Origin of the sequence: Streptomyces thermodiastaticus (genome assembly GCF_014656135.1) — a bacterium.
Lineage (GTDB): Bacteria > Actinomycetota > Actinomycetes > Streptomycetales > Streptomycetaceae > Streptomyces > Streptomyces thermodiastaticus.
In genome coordinates, this window is the sequence record NZ_BNBV01000027.1 from 36,104 (window position 1) to 53,751 (window position 17,648).

At 71.9% G+C, this 17,648-nt stretch carries 16 protein-coding genes; 5 read left to right on the forward strand and 11 right to left on the reverse strand.

Translation table 11 applies throughout. The annotated features are described in order from the left end of the window. Positions 1 to 323: 323 nt before the first annotated feature. Entirely contained in the window at positions 324 to 932 is a 609-nt protein-coding gene (locus IE286_RS21675; RefSeq protein WP_189798435.1) for a DUF2017 domain-containing protein, read from the reverse strand. 85 nt (positions 933 to 1,017) lie between these two features. Beyond that, the gene (gene clpS / locus IE286_RS21680) at positions 1,018 to 1,335 is read right to left on the reverse strand and encodes an ATP-dependent Clp protease adapter ClpS (protein ID WP_189798436.1); all 318 of its coding nucleotides are present in this window, start codon (positions 1,333 to 1,335) and stop codon (positions 1,018 to 1,020) included. Between the two features lie 175 nt (positions 1,336 to 1,510). Between clpS and IE286_RS21685 the strand changes: the two genes are divergently transcribed. Beyond that, complete coding sequence (locus IE286_RS21685) at positions 1,511 to 2,857, forward strand: nicotinate phosphoribosyltransferase (protein WP_189798437.1); 1,347 nt, start codon at positions 1,511 to 1,513, stop codon at positions 2,855 to 2,857. Between the two features lie 84 nt (positions 2,858 to 2,941). After that, a complete protein-coding gene (locus tag IE286_RS21690) occupies positions 2,942 to 3,535 on the forward strand; it encodes an isochorismatase family protein (protein ID WP_189798438.1) in 594 nt (197 codons plus the stop codon). 206 nt (positions 3,536 to 3,741) lie between these two features. Here IE286_RS21690 and IE286_RS21695 read toward each other — a convergent pair whose 3' ends face one another. Further along, entirely contained in the window at positions 3,742 to 4,086 is a 345-nt protein-coding gene (locus tag IE286_RS21695) for a hypothetical protein (RefSeq protein WP_189798439.1), read from the reverse strand. A 120-nt stretch (positions 4,087 to 4,206) separates the two neighbouring features. Then, on the reverse strand, positions 4,207 to 6,570 hold the full coding sequence (locus IE286_RS21700; protein WP_189798440.1) for an immune inhibitor A domain-containing protein: 2,364 nt from the start codon (positions 6,568 to 6,570) through the stop codon (positions 4,207 to 4,209). Between the two features lie 410 nt (positions 6,571 to 6,980). On the opposite strand from IE286_RS21700, the gene IE286_RS21705 reads away from it, so the two are divergent. After that, the gene (locus IE286_RS21705; protein WP_189798441.1) at positions 6,981 to 7,280 is read left to right on the forward strand and encodes a hypothetical protein; all 300 of its coding nucleotides are present in this window, start codon (positions 6,981 to 6,983) and stop codon (positions 7,278 to 7,280) included. 189 nt (positions 7,281 to 7,469) lie between these two features. On the opposite strand, the gene IE286_RS21710 is transcribed toward IE286_RS21705, so the two are convergent. Beyond that, positions 7,470 to 8,156, reverse strand: a complete 687-nt coding sequence (locus tag IE286_RS21710; RefSeq protein WP_189798442.1) for an RDD family protein — start codon at positions 8,154 to 8,156, stop codon at positions 7,470 to 7,472. An 87-nt stretch (positions 8,157 to 8,243) separates the two neighbouring features. Beyond that, on the reverse strand, positions 8,244 to 9,788 hold the full coding sequence (locus IE286_RS21715) for an RDD family protein (protein ID WP_189798443.1): 1,545 nt from the start codon (positions 9,786 to 9,788) through the stop codon (positions 8,244 to 8,246). A 342-nt stretch (positions 9,789 to 10,130) separates the two neighbouring features. Here IE286_RS21715 and IE286_RS21720 point away from each other — a divergent pair, with 342 nt between their 5' ends. Then, entirely contained in the window at positions 10,131 to 10,544 is a 414-nt protein-coding gene (locus IE286_RS21720; protein ID WP_189798444.1) for an SsgA family sporulation/cell division regulator, read from the forward strand. A 63-nt stretch (positions 10,545 to 10,607) separates the two neighbouring features. Here the strand turns inward: IE286_RS21720 and IE286_RS21725 are convergent, their stop codons facing one another. Together IE286_RS21725 and hppD are read right to left on the reverse strand one after the other, a co-directional pair. Next, entirely contained in the window at positions 10,608 to 12,014 is a 1,407-nt protein-coding gene (locus tag IE286_RS21725) for an FAD-binding oxidoreductase (RefSeq protein ID WP_189798445.1), read from the reverse strand. Positions 12,015 to 12,115: 101 nt separating this feature from the next. Continuing rightward, positions 12,116 to 13,261 carry a 4-hydroxyphenylpyruvate dioxygenase gene (hppD, locus tag IE286_RS21730; RefSeq protein WP_189798446.1) on the reverse strand — a complete coding sequence of 382 codons (1,146 nt, stop codon included), beginning with the start codon at positions 13,259 to 13,261 and terminating at the stop codon, positions 12,116 to 12,118. A gap of 123 nt (positions 13,262 to 13,384) precedes the next feature. Between hppD and IE286_RS21735 the strand changes: the two genes are divergently transcribed. Next, on the forward strand, positions 13,385 to 13,852 hold the full coding sequence (locus tag IE286_RS21735; protein ID WP_125498777.1) for an Lrp/AsnC family transcriptional regulator: 468 nt from the start codon (positions 13,385 to 13,387) through the stop codon (positions 13,850 to 13,852). A 33-nt stretch (positions 13,853 to 13,885) separates the two neighbouring features. On the opposite strand, the gene IE286_RS21740 is transcribed toward IE286_RS21735, so the two are convergent. The 3 genes from IE286_RS21740 to IE286_RS21750 all read right to left on the reverse strand — a co-directional run bounded on the left by IE286_RS21740 (position 13,886) and on the right by IE286_RS21750 (position 17,538). Continuing rightward, complete coding sequence (locus tag IE286_RS21740; RefSeq protein ID WP_189798447.1) at positions 13,886 to 14,677, reverse strand: YlbL family protein; 792 nt, start codon at positions 14,675 to 14,677, stop codon at positions 13,886 to 13,888. An 84-nt stretch (positions 14,678 to 14,761) separates the two neighbouring features. After that, on the reverse strand, positions 14,762 to 15,403 hold the full coding sequence (locus IE286_RS21745) for an IclR family transcriptional regulator (RefSeq protein ID WP_189798448.1): 642 nt from the start codon (positions 15,401 to 15,403) through the stop codon (positions 14,762 to 14,764). Between the two features lie 332 nt (positions 15,404 to 15,735). Then, positions 15,736 to 17,538: a DEAD/DEAH box helicase gene (locus IE286_RS21750; protein WP_189798449.1), complete on the reverse strand. Its 1,803-nt coding sequence runs from the start codon at positions 17,536 to 17,538 to the stop codon at positions 15,736 to 15,738. Between the last annotated feature and the right edge of the window lie 110 nt (positions 17,539 to 17,648).

Consider the following 17,648-nt stretch of genomic DNA (forward strand, 5'->3'; position numbering starts at 1 on the left):
CGGAACTGGATGGAGCTGTGCCTGCCGACGGTCGTCGACTTGGTGGCGCACCCGGCGGAGCATGGGTGGTGTCCGCCGGGCGGTCGTGAAGATGTATCACGGCCGCAACAGAGATCACACCCGTGGCCTGTGACCGATCACACAGGCATACCGACCCAAATGCCACCGGACTGCGGCATTTGGGGGCACCTCGGTAATAGGATCGTTATGCGAAATTGAGGGTCCTCTGAGCGAACACTTGACAGACAGGTCCGCCAAGAGCGCCCGGAGCGGGAGGAAGCGGATCTTCCGGCCTCCGGCCGGTCACGGGCACGAGACCCCGGTCAGGGCATGAGGGTGGCGACCAGGGACTCCTGCAGCCCGCCCAGCCACAGGTAGGCCATCACCAACGGCTTGCGCGGGTCCTCGTCCGGCAGCCGGTACAGCTCGTCGGCCTCGTCCTCGTCGGTGATCTCCAGCCGGGCGCCGAGCGCCAGGCGCAGGTCGTTCAGCGCACCCAGCCAGCACCGGGACTGCTCGGGCGACAGCTTCAGCGTGGCCGGGCCCGCGCCCGCGGCGGACGACAGCTCGTCCAGCGTGCGGACCACCGCCAGCGCGTTCTCCCGCTTCCCGGCGCGCAGGTCGTTCTCGGTGTACCGGCGGAACTCGGCGGAGCGGGCGCGCTGCTCGGCGGCCTCCTGCGCACCGGGCGGCGTGCCCGCGGGGTCGCCGTAGGCGTCCGGGAAGAGGCGTTTGAGCACCGGGTCGGAGGGTGGTTCGCTGGGACCCTCGGCGAACAGTTCGGCCAGCGGGTCGGCTCCGCTGTCCTCGGCTGGGCCGGGGCCGATCAGCTCCAGCAGCTGCACCGTCAGGGAGCGGATGATGGAGATCTCGACGGTGTCGAGGGCGACGGCCGCGCCGCCGTCGGGGAGCGGTTCGAAGTATCCAGGCATGAAAAGGGTTCGCTGCTTCCGGTCCGTCCGAAGGTGGGCTGCTCGGCTGGGTGCGGTGAGGGGTGCCCTCGAACGAGGGGTTCCCTCACCTGCGGTCCTGCTGCAGGGTGGCCCACAGACCGTAGCCGTGCATGGCCTGCACGTCCCGCTCCATCTCCTCGCGGGTACCGCTGGAGACGACCGCCCGGCCCTTGTGGTGGACGTCGAGCATGAGCTTGGTGGCCTTGTCCTTGGTGTAGCCGAAGTACGTCTGGAAGACGTACGTGACGTAGCTCATGAGGTTGACCGGGTCGTTGTGCACGATCGTCACCCAGGGGACGTCCGGCTCGGGTACGGCGTCGACCTCTTGCGCCGACTCGGTCTTCTCGATCTCGATGGGTGCGGCTGCCGTCACATGGCCCATGCTGCCACCACAGGGGGGTAGGAGCACAAACGGGCGGGCGGTGGCCGGGTGAAGAGGCCGGACATTTCCGCCGAAGCGGCCGGAGACGCCCGCCGTTCACCAGGCGCGACCGCCCACGGGACGTGAAGAGACCCACAATCGTCAGAATGACGAAATGGGGGTAGCATCGGGCATCATGAACACAGCGGACCTTGGGCTGCCGGTGGACGTTCCCTCGACGGCGCTCTTCACCGACCACTACGAGCTGACGATGCTGCAGGCCGCCCTGAAGGCCGGGACGGCCGAGCGGCGCAGCGTCTTCGAGGTCTTCACCCGGCGGCTGCCGAACGGGCGCCGCTACGGCGTCGTGGCCGGCACCGGGCGGGTGCTGGACGCGGTGGAGAACTTCCGCTTCGACGCGGGCGTCCTCGACTTCCTGCGCGAGCGCCGGATCGTGGACGAGCCGACGCTGCGATGGCTCGCCGACTACCGCTTCACCGGGGACATCTGGGGCTACCCCGAGGGCGAGGTGTACTTCCCGGGTTCGCCGATCATGCGGGTGGAGGGCTCCTTCGGCGAGTGCGTGCTGCTGGAGACCGTGATCCTGTCGATCCTCAACCACGACTCGGCGATCGCGGCCGCCGCCTCCCGGATGTCCTCGGCCGCCGGGGACCGTCCGCTGATCGAGATGGGTGCCCGCCGCACCCACGAGCTGGCCGCGGTCGCCGCCTCCCGCGCCGCCTACGTCGGCGGTTTCGCCAGCACTTCCGACCTGGCCGCCGGCTTCCGCTACAACATCCCCACCGTCGGCACCTCCGCCCACGCCTTCACCCTGCTGCACGACAGCGAGCGGGACGCCTTCCGGGCCCAGGTGGCCTCCCTCGGCCGGGACACCACCCTGCTGGTGGACACCTACGACGTCGCCGAGGCGGTGCGCACCGCCGTGGAGGTCGCCGGTCCGGAGCTGGGCGCGGTGCGCATCGACTCCGGCGACCTGCTGCTGGTGGCCCACCGGGTGCGCCAGCAGCTGGACGAGCTGGGCGCCAGGGACACGAAGATCGTGGTGACCTCGGACCTGGACGAGTACGCCATCGCCTCGCTGGCGGCGGCCCCCGTGGACGCCTACGGCGTGGGCACCCAGCTGGTCACCGGCTCCGGCCACCCGACCTGCTCCATGGTCTACAAGCTGGTGGCCCGCGCCGAGTCCGCCGACCCGCGGGCGCCGCTGAAGCCGGTGGCGAAGCGGTCCACCGGCGGCAAGTTCTCCCTGGGCGGCCGCAAGTGGGCGGCGCGGCGGCTGGACAAGGACGGGATCGCCGAGGCCGAGGTGGTGGGCACCGGCGAGGTGCCGGCCGAGCTGGTCGACCGCCAGCTGCTGGTGCAGCTGGTCAAGGCCGGCGAGGTGACCGGCCGCGAGCCGCTGGACGTGGCCCGTGCCCGGCACCAGGCGGCCCGCGCCAATCTGCCGCTGTCGGCGATCCAGCTCTCCCGCGGGGAACCCGTCATTCCGACCGAGTACGTGCAGGGGCGCCCGGGTTGCTGAAGCGCGTGCCCTCCGCGCCCGTGCCACCCGCGGCCCGCCGCCCGCCGCATCCGCCCACCGACCGACAGCCGAAGGAACACCCCCATGCGCCGTGCCCTCATCGTCGTCGACGTGCAGAACGACTTCTGCGAAGGAGGCAGCCTCGCGGTGGCCGGCGGTGCCGACGTGGCCGCCGGGATCACCGAGCTGATCGGCCAGGCCCCGGCCGGCTACCGGCACGTGGTGGCCACCCGGGACCGCCACATCGCTCCGGGCGGGCACTTCGCCGAGGACCCCGACTACGTCCACACCTGGCCGGCGCACTGCGTCGCGGGCACCGAGGGCGTGGGCTTCCACCCGAACTTCGCCCCGGCCGTCGCCTCCGGCGCGATCGACGCCGTGTTCGACAAGGGCGCCTACGAGGCCGCCTACAGCGGTTTCGAGGGCCGCGAGGAGAACGGCGTGCCGCTGGCCGACTGGCTGAGAGGGCGGAGCATCGACGAGGTGGACGTGGTCGGGATCGCCACGGACCACTGTGTGCGGGCCACCGCCCTGGACGCGGTCCGGGAAGGTTTCCGCACCCGGGTGCTGCTGGACCTGACCGCCGGGGTGGCCCGGGAGACCACCGAGAAGGCGCTCGAGGAGATGCGCGAGGCCGGCGTGCGGCTCACCGGGAAGCCGGTCGTCGTCGAGGGCTGAGATCTCCCTTCGGCCGGCGGCCGGGATCGCCCGCCGAGATTTCCTGTTCCGTCCGTACCGGCGTGCTCAGCGACGCCGAGCAGCATCTGCTGCGCGAGGGGCTGACCCGGCTGACCTGGGATGCTCCAGGGGCCGACGAGGGCCGTCGGGCGAGCCCGGAGCGGCCCGAGCCGGGTCACGAGAAGCCGACGCCGTCACCGGGGTGGCTACCGCCTGACGGCCACCGGGCGGCCGAGGAGGGCGCGGATGGGGTGCCACAGTTCCATGGCCGGCTCGGGGCCGCCGACGCTGCCGGCGGGCGCGGTGCGCCAGACCAGGCCGTCGGGGTGGTGCAGGACCGCGGTCACCTCGTCGGGGGTGGGCGGCGCGGCATTGCCGCGCAGGTAGACCGAGCGCAGTCCCAGGTTGCGCAGCCTCGTCAGGGCCCGTGCGCGGTTCCGGGCGTGCACCAGGACCCGGACCTGGCCGATGCCGTCGGGAACGGTGCCGGGCAGGTTCAGGGCCACCACGACGGTGCCGTTCGGAAGCTTGCAGAACCCTCCTGCGGCCATGCGCTCACTTCCCTGTCCCGCTCGGTGTCAATAAGGAAACCACGCAGGCACTTAAACACGATCGGCGGCAACCCGCCAGAGGGTTGCCGCCGAAGCGCGTCTGACCTGCGGTTCTACCCGTTACTTGGTCGCGGGACCGACTTCCAGCTCGATGGTGGAGCCGTCGGAGGCCTCCTTGGTGATCTCGATCCGGGTGTTGGTGTCAGTGATCTTGACACTGCCGGTCGGGTTCGCCGGGTCGTAGTAGGTGCTGGTGTGGTCGTTGAACACCGGCACCCCCTTCGTCGGCTTGATCTTGGTGGCGACGTCGTTCTTGTGCAGGGTGAAGCCGTCGGTGCGGGCGTGGGTGAAGGTGGCGTCGAAGGCCTGGATGCGGTTGCGCATCAGCGTGCCGTCCGACCACTTCAGCGCCGTCGGGTGGGCGTCGACGGGAAGGATCAGGCCCGTGCCCGGGTGGACGCTGGTGTTGTTGTCCAGCTGGGAGGTGTCCCACTTCCAGATCAGCAGGCCGTTCTGGTACGCGTAGTGCTCCACCCAGTCCGGGCGCACGGCCGAGCCGAAGTTGTACGGGCCGGTCTTCAGCGTGGTGTCGTACGACACGTACTGCCGGTTCTCGGCGATGTAATACTGCGCGTAGTCCTTGGTGAAGGACGCGCCGATCCGGCTGAAGCCGTTCGCCGTCCAGGCGTCGTCCGCGCTCTCCGCGTCGTCGGCGAAGAGGGTCTCGCCGTCCGCGGTCACGGTGATCTCGTCGGCCGCGAAGCCCTTCTGGGCCACGCCGCCGTCGGTCTGGTAGCGGAAGCGGAGCTGGATCTTCTGGCCGGCGTAGGCGTCCAGCGGGTACGACAGCTTTTCGTAGCCCTCGATGGAACCGGTCAGGGCCGGCTTGTCGCTGCCGTCACGCGGGATCGGCTGACCGTCGACCGTGCCGTCCAGGGCGGTCCAGTTGGCGCCGCCGTCGGTGGACACCTCGGTGTAGAGGAAGTCGTAGTTGGCCTCGATGTCGTACCAGCCGTCGAGGGTGAGGGTGGCCGACTTCTTGCCGGTGAGGTCCACGGTCCGGGTCAGCGTGTTCTTCAGGTCGTCGCCGCTGCCGCTCCACCACTGGGTGGCGCCCTGCGCCGGGGTGACGACCTCGGTGGTGACCGCCTTGTCGGGCAGCGAGACCACCAGCGCCTGCTTGTACTTGGTGTTGTACTCGGCCAGGCCCAGCTTGTGCCAGGAGTTCACACCGGCCTTGGCGGTGTCGTAGTTCAGCCAGCCCAGCTGCAGCTTGTCCCAGGCGTTCATGTCGCCGGGCAGGTCGCCGATGGCCTCCTTGCCACGGCCCAGCCAGGAGCCGGAGGACATCAGGGTCCAGAAGGCGGTGGAGTTCTCGCCGCCGGCGGTGTCGTACTCGTCGGGCAGGCCGAGGTCGTGGCCGTACTCGTGGGCGAAGACGCCGAGCCCGCCGTTCTCCGGCTGCATGGTGTAGTCGCCGACCCAGATGCCGGTGTCGCCGATCTGCGTGCCGCCGAGCTTGTTGAAGTCGGGGCCGGTGGCGCCGGCGTCGGTGCCGTAGGCGTACCAGCGGTGCGCCCAGATGGCGTCGGTGCCCTGCGCGCCGCCGCCCGCGGACTCGTCCTCGCCGGCGTGCACGATCTGGAAGTGGTCGATGTAGCCGTCGGGCTCGTTGAAGTCGCCGTCGCCGTCGTAGTCGTAGCGGTCCCACTGGTCGTACTGGGCCAGGTCCGCCTTGATGTCGGCGTCGGTGCGGCCCGCCGCCTTCTGGTCGGCGACCCAGGCGTTCAGGCCGTCGCGGACCAGGTCCCAGGCGGTGGCGCAGGTGGTGGAGCCGCAGGCGTTGTTGCCGTAACGGGCCTCGTTGTAGGGCACCTTGACCCAGTCGGTGACCTCGCCGTCGACCGAGTAGCGGCCCGAGGACTGCTTCTCGTAGTACTTCTTCAGCGACTCGGTGCTCTTGCCCGTGCCGAAGTACAGGTCCTGGTAGTGCTTCTGGTCGTAGTCGGCCTGCCAGTCCGTGGAGTTGTCCTTGGACCGGTCCGGCTCCGCGATCTGGTTGTGCAGCGGGCCGGGGGTGCCGCCGTACTTGGCGTCCGTCTGGTCGCCGAACTCGACCAGGATGGTGAAGATCTTGTCGGTCTTCTCCCGGCTCAGCTCGACGTACTTGGTGTCGCCCTTCTTCTTGCCCTTCAGGCCGACGACCTTGGACCCGTGCCGCTCCTGCACCTTGGTCCTGCCGGTGATGAGCTGGTTCAACGCCTCCTGGCGCTGGGCCCTCTGAGTCCTGCTCAGCGGGCCGTCCAGGTCGTGCGGGTGCTGCTCGACCGGTGCGGGGTCGTGCCGGTCGACGGTGGCGGGCGCGGTGGCGGAGCCGCCGGTGGTGGCCGCCTCGGCGACGGCGAACGTCGAGAACGTGGCGGTGGCCGCGGCGAGCGCGACACCGATCGCCGCTGCTCTGAATGTCCAGGGTCTACTGGTCACTTGCTGTCCTCCCCTGACGCGCCCGCGCACGGAAGAGACGTCAGTGGACACGATGCGGTCCGCGCGCGATCAACGCGTGTAGTCAAGTGACGACATTTGACTAGAGGTTTAAGAGAAAAGACAGGTCTTGACTTGGACAGTACAAGTGCACTATGCGCGGCGGACCTTGGCTTGACGTCAGGCGTGAGGGAGGTGCGTGCGCCGCGTGAGGGGGAGGTGGAGCCGGGCCGGTGGCACGGTGTGACTCCGTGCGCCCCCCGTGCACCGGCACGGGAGGTCAGGGGAGGCTTACCGGCGGTTCCGCTCGGGCAGGCAGAAGTTCAGAGTCGATTGCCGGAACGCTCGGAAGTCGGCGGAAAGCCAGGCCGTCACCCCTTCTCACCCCCGAATCGTCCGAGGACACGATCGTCATGCCGCGTCCGACCGCCGCACAGCTCGCCTACGGCTCCTGCACCGTGATCGTCTCGACATTCGCCATGCTGCTGCTGTCACAGACGCGCTCGGGCCTCGGGATCACTGTCGTCGCCCTGCTCTCACTGGGGCTCGGCCTGCTGGTGGCGCTGACGGTGCCTCAGCCGAAGGCGGGCGCGACGGGCGCCGGGACGCACGGGACCGCCGGCCCCACCGGGCCGGCTCGGGTGCGGGAACGGCGGGAGACCGTCGGCGCGGGAGCGCGGCTGCCGGGGCAGCGCCCGAGGCCGACCGCCTGACGGTCACACCCGCTCAGTTCTCTCCATCGGTTGCATCATTTCCGGTCACCTTCGACCGGGGCGTGACGGCCGCTGCGGGCGTCCACGGTCGAGGCTGTTTCGTCAGGCGTCCATCCGGCTTCGTCAGGCGTCCATCCGGCCGGATCGCCTCCGCCGTGTGCCGCGTCCGGCCGGATCGCTGTCGCCGATTCAGCGCGAGGTGCTGACCACGACCGTCCGGGCCGCCTTGTCGTGCAGGCCCTGCTTGTAGGGCCGGTCGAAGAACGACCAGCCGCCGCACACGGCCAGCCACACGCAGGCGCAGCAGAACCAGAACGGGATCCAGAGCACCGCCGCACGCGCCAGCGACACGGCGACCGACGGTGTCGTGCCGTCCTTCAGGTTCGCCACCCGCATGCCCATCAGCCGCTTGCCGAGGGTCTGGCCCGACCAGGACGTCAGGAAGGTGTCGTAGGCCAGGTAGAGCACCGCGCCCACCGCCGACTGGGTCAGCGACCTGCCCACCTGCACCTGATCGGCGTTCATCATGTACTCGTTGACGTTCAGCGCCCAGGTGATCAGCCAGACGACGATGCCCACCAGGACCAGGTCGACGATCCGGGCCAGGGTGCGTCGGGCGCTGTCGGCGAGCGGAGGCATGCCGGCGAGCGGGTCCGGCTCGTTCGGGCCGCCGCCGTACGGACCTCCGCCGCCGTGGGAACCCCCGCCGCCGTACGGACCACCGCCGTACGGGCCGCCCGTGCCGTGAGGGTCGCCGCCGGGCGGGGGCTCGCCGCGGCCGCCGTCGTACGGCCCGCCACCCGAGGGCGGCGGGCCGCCGGGCGGAGGTCCGGAGCCGGGGGGTGGTGCGGAGCCGGCGGGCGGTTCGGTGCTCATGGGCCGAGTCGACCGCGAAGCCGGCCCGGCCGCATCCGGCGAGCGGCCGGACGGATGACGCCCCGCCCGCCTTCTACGCCGTCCTGGTCACCCCGCGACGAAGGTGTGCGCCGCCTTGTCGTGCCAGCACTGGTGCCACGGCCGGTCGAACAGGCACCACACCACGCCCACCACACCGACGACGAGGATCCCGGGGACGCTGTAGACGAGCCAGCGGCGCAGCGCCTGGGCGAGGGACGGCACCTCGTGGGCCTCGATGTCGCGCACCTGGAGACCGCACATCTTCTTGCCCAGGGTGCGGCCCCACTTGGCCGTCGGCAGCGCCTCGTAGAGGGCGCCGAAGACCAGCAGCACGGCGAGGACGATGCCGAGGTACGTCGCCGTGGTGCCGTCCAGCAGCCAGACGGTGACCGTCCGGCCGGACTGCCGGGCCGCCTCGATCTTGTCGTCGATGTGGCCGGCGGCCTGGATGCCGAGCGGCACACCGACCGCCGCCGTGACGGCCCCGACGACGGCCGAGTCGACGAGGCGGGCCAGCAGCCGCTTGCCCGGAGAGGCGGGGCGGGCCGCCGCCTGCTGCCGGGCGGCCGCCTGGAACGGGTCCTCGACCGGCGGCTTCCACGGCACGACGGGCTGGTCCTCGGCCGCCGTCCTGGTCCCGGCGAGCTGCTGCACCTGCTGCGCCCAGGCGGCCTGCCCTCCGCCGGGCCCGCCGGTCACCGAGGTGGGCAGGGGGCCCGGGGCAGGGGCGGACGGGTGCGGCCCGCCCGCCTGCTGGGGCAGCGAGGGGGCGGGCGAGGCGGAGGCGTGCGGGAACGGGGCGGGCCCGGTCTGCCCGGGCACACCGCCCTGTCCCGGTCCGGCGTTCTGCGCGGGAACGCCGGGGAACGGGCCCGCGGCGGGCGCCTGTGCAGGCGTGCCGGCCGCACCGTCCGGGGTGCCGGCCGCCGCCGGCGATGCCTGGGCGGGCACCGACGGCTGTCCCTGTGCCGCGTCCTGCGGGCGGGCCGGGCGGGGTACCTGACGGAAGGTCATGGTGCCCTCGTCCGCCTGGGGTTCGGGCCGGCCGGGCACGGCCCGGTCCGCGTCCTGCGGCGCCTCGGCGGTGCCGTCGGTCACCGGGCGGCGCAGCACGAAGGTATGGGCGGGGTCGGCCGGCGCTTTCCGCGACGCGGGCGGCTGGGCCTGCTCCTGCTGCGGGGCCGGCGCCGGCTGTCCCTGTCCGTCGCCGGCGTCGCCGTCCCGCGTGCCGGACGCCGGGGCCGTGCCGGACGCCGGGGCGTCGGTGCCGGCCGCTCGGGGGGCGGACGCCGCCGGGGCCTTCCAGGTGGCGTCGGATCCGCGGTCACCGCCGTCCGCGGGGGCCTCCTGTGAGGCGCCGGACTCGGTCACCGGTTCCTCGTCGAGGTAGTGCGGTCCGGTCTCCTCGCTCGAGGGGGCGGGCTCGGGCGCCGTCGCGGGGCGCACCCCGGGCGGCGGGCTGAGCGGCTCGCCGTCGGCAGGGGCGGGCCGGCTGGTGCCCGGTACCCAGGCGGCACCGTTCCAGTACCGGACGTAGCCAGGGATGGACGGGTCCGGGTAGTACCCCTCGCGGGGCCGTTCGTCACCGGGTGCCGGGGTTGGGGCGCTCATGTCCGTCGTCCCGTATCTGCTCGGGGGTGGTATCGGGGGATCCACATCTATCAGACCGGCGCGCGCGCCACCGCCCGTCCCACCCGGCCCACTTCTTTCCGGGCATCCCCGTACAGGTGCTTCACCGCACGTCGGCGCAGGCGGCACGGCTGCCGGACGCCGCCGCGGACCGGCGGTGCGGAAAAAAGTTTCGTCAACCCGCGTAATGCCGGCCGTCCCGTGCGCCTCTCTGCTCGTACGGGTCCGCCCGGGACCCGTACGGCACACCGGTGACCGCGCCGCGCGTGCCGCCAGGGCCACAGGACGCACGGACGCGTCCTGAGCGGAGAGGAACGAGGAAGCGTGAAGCACACCGTGGTGGAGCGGGAACTGCGACTGCAGCTGATCGTGTCGGCCGGCCGGGCGGTTCCCGTGCGGGCCCGCCTCGGGTACCGCACCGCCGACCCGTACGCCGTGCACATCGACTTCCATGTCGACTCGGCGTGCCCCGTGCACTGGGCGTTCGCGCGGGATCTGCTGGTGGAGGGGATGTGCCGGCCCTGCGGGCAGGGGGATGTGCGGGTGTGGCCGGCGCAGGCCGACGGCCACGGCGTGGTGGTGATCGCGCTCGACTCCCCTGCCGGTGAGGCCCTGCTGGAGGCGCCGGCGGCACCGGTGGCCCAGTGGCTGGAGCACACCCTGCGTGTGGTGCCGCCGGGCAGCGAGGGCGACCGGCTCGGCATCGACGAGGAGCTGGCGGGGCTGCTCGCCCCGTGAGGCGCGGGCCCGCGGGCGCCCCGGAAGGGGCCCTGAGGGCGCCCAAGGGGGCCTGCGGGCTTCCTAGAACAGCTTGCCGGGGTTGAGGATGCCCAGCGGGTCGAAGGTCTGCTTGACGGCTCGCTGGACCTCCAGCCCGACCGGTCCGAGTTCGCGGGCCAGCCACTCCTTCTTCAGCACGCCCACGCCGTGCTCGCCGGTGATGGTCCCGCCGAGCCGCAGTCCGAGCGCCATGATCTCGTCGAAGGACGCGCGGGCCCGGCGGGACTCGTCGGGGTCCTGGGCGTCGAAGCACACCGTCGGGTGGGTGTTGCCGTCGCCGGCGTGGGCGCAGACACCGATGGTGAGCCGGTGCTTCTCGGCAATCTGTTCGATGCCGTCGAGCAGGTCGCCGAGCCGGGAGCGCGGCACGCACACGTCGTCGATCATCGTGGTGCCGCGGACCGCCTCCAGGGCGGGCAGCGACAGCCGCCGGGCCTGCAGCAGCATCTCGGACTCGGCGGCGTCGTCGGCGGGGACGACCTCGGTGGCGCCGGCCGCCTCGCACAGCGCGCCGACGGCGGCGAGGTCGGCGGCGGGGTCGGGGGTGTCGAAGGCGGCGAGCAGCAGGGCCTCGGTGGTCTCGGGCAGGCCCATGTGGGCGAGGTCGTTGACGGCCTTGACCGTCGTGCGGTCCATCAGCTCCAGCAGCGAGGGCACATGGCCGCCGGCCATGATCCGGCAGACCGCGTCGCAGGCGGCGGCCGCGGAGGGGAACTCGGCGGCGAGCACCAGCTGCTGCGGCGGCTTCGGTTTGAGGGCGAGGACGGCCCGGACGACGATGCCGAGCGAGCCCTCGGAGCCGACGAAGAGGCGGGTGAGGTCGTAGCCGGCGACGCCCTTGGCGGTGCGGCGGCCGGTGGACAGCAGGCGTCCGTCGGCGAGCACCACGTCCAGGCCGAGCACGTACTCGGCGGTGACGCCGTACTTCACGCAGCACAGGCCGCCGGAGGCGGTGCCGATGTTGCCGCCGATGGTGCACATCTCCCAGCTGGAGGGGTCCGGCGGGTAGTACAGGCCGTGCTCGGTGACCGCGCGGGACAGGTCGGCGTTGACGACTCCGGGTTCGACCACCGCGATGCGGTCCACGGGGTTGATCTCCAGGATGCGGTTCATCCTGGTCAGGGAGAGCACGATGCAGCCGTCGGAGGCGTTGGCCGCGCCGGACAGGCCGGTGCGGGCGCCCTGCGGGACGACCGGGACCCGCAGCTCGGTGGCGGTGCGCATGACATGCTGCACTTCTTCCACGGTGCGGGGCAGCACCACGACGGCCGGGGAGCCGGACGGGCAGAAGCTCGCCATGTCGTGGGCGTAGGAGGCCGTGATGTCGGGGTCGGTGACGACCGCGTCGGCCGGCAGGCCCGCGAGGAGCCGGTCGGTGAGGGTGCTGTCCACCCCGTCGGGTGCGGCTTGGCTACGGCTCATGATCACAGCGTTGCACTCGGGGGCGCCGGTGTGAACCCCCTGCGGCGTGCGCTTCCCGCCCCGCGCGGGTGCGCCGGGGTGCGCTCGCTCGGGGCGGGGCGGGGCGGTCACAGGTTGCCGCGGCGGGCCTGTTCGCGCTCGATGGCCTCGAACAGGGCCTTGAAGTTGCCCTTGCCGAAGCCCATGGAGCCGTGCCGCTCGATCAGCTCGAAGAACACGGTCGGGCGGTCCTGGACCGGCTTGGTGAAGATCTGCAGCAGATAGCCGTCCTCGTCGCGGTCGGCGAGGATCTTCAGCTCGCGCAGGGTGTCGACGGGCACCCGGGTGTCGCCGACCCAGTCGCCGAGGGTGTCGTAGTAGGCGTCGGGGGTGTCGAGGAACTCGACACCGGCGGCGCGCATCTGCCGGACGGTCTTCACGATGTCGTTGGTGCTCAGCGCGATGTGCTGGACACCGGCACCGCGATAGAACTCCAGGTACTCGTCGATCTGGGACTTCTTCTTGCCCGGGGCGGGCTCGTTGATCGGGAACTTGACCTTGCGGGTGCCGTCGGCCACGACCTTCGACATCAGCGCGCTGTACTCGGTGGCGATGTCGTCGCCCACGAACTCCTTCATGTTCGTGAAGCCCATGACCTTGTGGTAGAAGTCCACCCACTCGTTCATCCGGCCGAGTTCCACGTTGCCGACGCAGTGGTCGATGGCCTGGAAGAAGCGCTCGCCGGGCTCGACGATGGGCCGCGCGGCGACGAAGCCGGGCAGGTAGGGGCCGTCGTAGCCGGAGCGTTCGACCAGGGTGTGCCGGGTGTTGCCGTAGGTGGCGATCGCGGCGAGGACCACGGTGCCGTGCTCGTCCTTCAGCTCGTACGGCTCGGCCACCGAGCGGGCGCCGTGCGCGGTGGCGTAGGCGTGGGCGGCGCGCGCGTCGGGGACCTCGATGGCGAGGTCGATCACGCCGTCGCCGTGCTCGGCCACATGCTCGGCGAGGAAGCGGCCCCAGTCGGTGGCGGGCTTGATCACCGAGGTGAACACGAAGCGGGCGGAGCCGCTCTCCAGCACGTACGAGGCGGTCTCGCGGCTGCCGTTCTCCGGTCCGGAGTAGGCCACCAGCTGCATGCCGAAGGCGGTGGAGTAGTAGTGCGCAGCCTGCTTGGCGTTGCCCACGGCGAACACGACCGCGTCCATCCCCTTGACCGGGAAGGGATCGGCCTGCCGAGCGGTCACGTCGGGAGCGTGCTGTGTGGTCTGTGTCATATTCGCAGGGTCACCCGGGTCCGCAAGGTGCGCAATAGTTCGTGCATCCACTGGGCAATCTGTCCGGTGAGACACGGGTTTCAGCGGGCTTTCTGTACAGGATGACCATCCTGGAGGCGTGCCATGGCGATCGATCACCTGGACGGCCGGATCATCGTGCTGCTGGCGCGCGAGCCGCGCATCGGCGTGCTGGAGATGTCACGGCGGCTGGGGGTGGCCCGGGGGACGGTGCAGGCCCGTCTGGACCGGCTGCTCGCCCGGGGCGTCATCCGCGGTTTCGGCCCCGAGGTGGACCCGGCGGCCCTCGGCTACCCGGTGACGGCGTTCGCGACCCTGCAGATCCGGCAGGGCCAGGGCGCCGAGGTGCGGGCCCATCTGGCCGGCGTCCCCGAGGTGCTGGAGCTGCACACCACCACGGGCACCGGCGACATGCTCTGCCGTCTGGTCGCCCGCTCCAACGCCGATCTGCAGCGGGTGATCGACCGGGTGGTCGCCATCGACGGCATCGTCCGTGCCTCCACGGCGATCGTGATGGAGAACCCGGTGCCGCTGCGCGTCATCCCCCTGGTGGAGCAGGCCGCCCAGGAGTGACGCGGCGGTGCTGCGGGCGTGCCCGGCGCCCGGTCAGCAGCTGGGGACCCGGCCGCCCTTGTTCAGGGCGGTCAGGGCGCCGACCGCGCCCTTGAGCGTGGTGACCGGGATCAGGCGCAGCCCCTTGGGCAGCTCGGCGCGCGCCTCGGCGCACTCGGCGCGGGGGACCAGGAAGACGGTGGCGCCGTCGCGGCGGGCGGCCCGGGTCTTCAGGGAGACCCCGCCGACCGGGCCCACCGTGCCGTCGGGGCTGATGGTGCCCGTGCCGGCGACGGTGCGGCCGCCGGAGAGGTCGCCGCCGGTGCCGTCGCCGTGCAGCTTGTCGACGATGCCCAGCGAGAACAGCAGGCCCGCGCTGGGCCCGCCGACGTCGGCGAGCTTCAGCGAGACCTTGATGTCCTTGTCCCTGTCGAGGCCGAGGTAGCCGAGGGCGGCCTGGGTGGCCGCGTCCTGGGACTGCCGCATCTGCTGGGCGTTGTGCTGCTCGATCTCCTTGACGTCGTCCCCGCTCGGGTAGACCGCGTCGCGCGGCATGACCGCGCGGTCCGAGGCGAACCAGCCGTCGAGCACGTGTCCCAGCGACACCCGGGTGTCCGGGCTGGTGGCCTCGATCGTGGTCATCCGCAGCTGCCCGGTGGTCCGGCGCACGGGCGCACCGCTGATGGTGATCACCTGGCTGCCCCGGAAGCTGCCGAGCACGTCCGCCGTCGCCCCCGGCTGCGCCACCGAGAACGGCAGCGGCGCGAGCACCGCCGCCCCGATCAGGCCCACGACGGGCAGCGCGCAGACACCGAGGGTTTGCAGGCGTGTGAGGCGAGAGAACACAGGGTCAATCTACGCGACGACCGGTTGCGGCCGGGCTCGGGCCGGGGCCCGGCCGACCCGGTGCGCTGCCGCCGTCCGCCGGTGTCAGCGCAGCGCCTCCGCCACCTCGCGGGCGGCCTCCACCACCCGCGGCCCGACCCGTTCGGGCACGCGGTCCGCCAGCATCACCACGCCCACGCTGCCCTCGATCCCGGTCACCCCCAGCAGGGGTGCGGCCGCCCCGCAGGCGCCCGTGTCCGGCTCGCCGTCGGTGACGGTGTAGCCGGGGTCGCCCGTCGCGTGACGGCGGGCCGCGAGGATGGCCTGGCCCGCGGCACCCCGGTCCAGGGGCTGCCGGAAGCCGGGACGGTAGGCGACGTGGAAGTCGGTCCAGGTGGGTTCGGCCACGGCGACCGCGAGCGTCTCCGCCCCGTCCACCAGGGTCAGATGCGCCGTGGCCCCGACGTCCTCGGCGAGGGAACGCAGCGCGGGCAGTGCCGCCTCGCGCACCAGCGGATGCATCTGGCGTCCCAGCCGCAGCACGCCGAGCCCGACCCGGGCCCGCCCGCCCAGATCACGGCGGACCAGGGCGTGCTGTTCCAGGGTGGCGAGGAGCCGGTAGACCACGGTCCGGTTCACGCCGAGCCGCTGGGACAGTTCGGTGACGGTCAGCCCGTGGTCCGTGTCGGCCAGGAGTTTGAGAACCTTCAGTCCCCGGTCGAGCGTCTGAGAGGTCTCCGCGGTCACGACGCCCACTCCTTCGGTGGTGAGGTCGGCGGCGCTCTTCGCGGCGGGTACGTCACCGAGTCCCCGTCGGTGACACGCGACGAAGGCCACCGATCGGCCGGCCGTCCGGGCCGCCCCGGACGCAAGGTCGCTTCACGGCTGCGCTCCGAGGCGGTGTCGCCACGGGGCGTGTGCGTAGCCGGACCTTAGCGAAGCCGGTTCGCTGAGCGGAAGACGTCGTCCAGAATCCGGTCACCGGCCGGTGCCACACGGGCGTGTTCGTCCCGGTACGTACGGCGCCCGGTGAGGCACCGGGCGCCGGTATCCGGTCACCAGGTCACCAGGTCACCAGGTCACCGCATTCTGGTCGCCCACTCCTGCACCTTGGCGATGCGCTGACGCAGCTGACCGGCCGTCGCCTCGGCGGTCGGCGGGCCGCCGCACACCCGGCGCAGCTCGTTGTGGACGACGCCGTGCGGCTTGCCGCTCTGGTGGACGTAGGCGCCGACCAGGCTGTTGAGCTGCCGGCGCAGCTCCATCAGTTCCTTGTGGGTCACCACCGGCCGCCGGTCGGCGGGCAGTTCGAGCAGGTCGGCCTGGTCGGCGGGCTTCCTGCGGCTGTGCGCGATCTGCCGGGCCTGGCGCTTCTGCAGCAGCAGCTGGACCTGTTCGGGCTCCAGCAGGCCCGGGATGCCGAGGTAGTCCAGCTCCTCCTCGCTGCCGGGATGGGCCTGCATGCCGAACTCGGCGCCGTCGTAGAGGACCCGGTCGAAGACGGCGTCGGACTCCAGCGCCTCGAAGGGCAGCATGTCCTGCTCGCCGGTGTTCTCGTCCTGCTGCTTGTTCGCCTCCTCCATCTCCTTCTCGGATTCGGCGTACGGGTCCTCCTCGCCCTCCTTCTTCGGCTTGTCCAGGGCGTGGTCGCGCTCGGCCTCCATCTCGTTGGCGAAGGAGAGCAGGTCGGGGATGGTCGGCAGGAACACGGACGCGGTCTCCCCGCGTCTGCGGGAGCGCACGAAACGGCCGACGGCCTGGGCGAAGAACAGCGGTGTGGAGATCGTCGTGGCGTACACCCCGACCGCCAGCCGGGGCACGTCGACGCCTTCGGAGACCATGCGGACCGCGACCATCCAGCGGTCGTCGTTCTTGCTGAACTCCTCGATCTTCTTCGACGCCCCGGTGTCGTCGGAGAGCACGACGGTCGGGCTGCTGCCGGTGATCTCGCGCAGCAGTTTGGCGTAGGCCCGCGCGGAGTCCTGGTCGGAGGCGATGACCAGCGCACCGGCGTCCGGGATGCCCTTGCGGACCTCGGTCAGCCGCTGGTCGGCGGCGCGCAGCACGGCGGGCATCCACTCGCCGCGGGGGTCCAGCGCGGTCCGCCAGGCCTGGCTGATCGCGTCCTTGGTCATCGGCTCGCCCAGCTTGGCCGAGACCTCGTCGCCTGCCTTGGTGCGCCAGCGCATGTTGCCGCTGTAGGAGAGGAAGATCACCGGGCGGACCACGCCGTCGGCGAGGGCGGAGCCGTATCCGTAGGTGTAGTCGGCGGCCGAGCGGCGGATGCCGTCGGCGCCCTCCTCGTACCGCACGAACGGGATCGGGTTGGTGTCGGAGCGGAACGGCGTGCCGGTGAGCGCCAGCCGGCGGGTCGCCGGCTCGAACGCCTCCAGGCAGGCCTCGCCCCAGGACTTGGTGTCGCCGGCGTGGTGGATCTCGTCGAGGACGACGAGGGTCTTGCGCTGCTCGACGCGGTTGCGGTGCAGCATGGGGCGCACGCCGACGCCCGCGTAGGTCACGGCGACGCCGTGGTACTCCCGGCCCAGCGGGCCCGCGCTGTACTCCGGGTCCAGCCGGATGCCCACGCGCGCGGCCGCCTCCGCCCACTGCTTCTTCAGGTGCTCGGTCGGGGCGACCACCGTCACCTGCTGGACGATGTGGTGGTGCAGCAGCCAGGAGGCGAGCGTCAGCGCGAAGGTCGTCTTGCCGGCGCCGGGGGTGGCGACCGCGAGGAAGTCGCGCGGCTGCTCCTGGATGTACTTGTCCATCGCGGCCTGCTGCCAGGCACGCAGCTTGTTGGCGGTGCCCCAGGGGGCGCGGCCGGGGAAGGCGGGCGACAGGTGATGGGAGGAAGCGGGCGACGGTCGCGAGGTGGTAGTCACGGTCTCCGGTTCGCTGCTGGACTCGGCTACGGGAAACGACGAGCCACCCTACCGGCGGCCCGGTGGTGCCACCGAGCGGACCGCACCCGGCCACGGGACATGGGAGCCAG